The 261-nt window shown below is 73.2% G+C and carries 1 protein-coding gene; it reads left to right on the forward strand.

Features of this window, described 5'->3' with window-relative positions; translation table 11 throughout:
* Positions 1–261: type II secretion system F family protein (locus tag DW178_RS11340; protein ID WP_502695390.1), on the forward strand; the 261-nt coding region annotated here is incomplete at both ends.

Here is a 261-nt window from a genome sequence, read left to right on the forward strand (position 1 = left end):
GCGTGGCTGCTCGCCCGCCGCGCCGAGTGGCGCGACGAGCTCGACCGCCAGCTTCCCGATGCGCTCGACCTCATGGCCATCTGCATCTCGGCCGGATCGTCGTTCGAGGGGGCGCTGGCGGCCGTCGGCACGCGCATGGACGGCGCGATCGCCGCGGCCTTCGCCCGCGTGGCCAAGGAGGCCGCCTACTCGAGCCGTTCCGAGGCCCTGCTGGGACTGGCGGAACGCGCGCAGGTGAACTCGATCACCTTCTTCGCGGCG

Source organism: Eggerthella sp. AM16-19 (genome assembly GCF_003474385.1).
GTDB lineage: Bacteria > Actinomycetota > Coriobacteriia > Coriobacteriales > Eggerthellaceae > Senegalimassilia.